We start from the raw sequence: 255 nt of genomic DNA, 5'->3' as shown, positions 1-255 counted from the left end.
CCTCAGCCGCATCAAGGATTCGTTCCACGCTGCAAGCAGCTGTACTAGATCCTCGACCGTTGCCGAGTCGGACTAGCCAGTGTCTCCGCCTATGAGCACCCCGGTCTGGCATTCGCAGACCGCGGGCCACTGACCTGCTTTCGCAGGTTAGTTGCTCCTTAGAAAGGAGGTGATCCAGCCGCACCTTCCGGTACGGCTACCTTGTTACGACTTCGTCCCAATCGCCAGCCCCACCTTCGACGGCTCCCTCCCTTG

The 255-nt window shown here is 60.4% G+C and carries 1 rRNA gene; it reads right to left on the bottom strand.

Annotated features, from left to right (window positions below):
- Positions 1–162: 162 nt before the first annotated feature.
- Positions 163–255 (bottom strand): 16S ribosomal RNA (locus tag OWR29_RS47985); the annotation flags it as partial.

The organism is Paractinoplanes pyxinae (assembly GCF_026626335.1).
In the GTDB taxonomy this organism is placed as follows: domain Bacteria; phylum Actinomycetota; class Actinomycetes; order Mycobacteriales; family Micromonosporaceae; genus Actinoplanes; species Actinoplanes pyxinae.
Note: the sequence above shows the minus strand (reverse complement) of the source record. Positions and strands in the feature narration are given on the sequence as shown.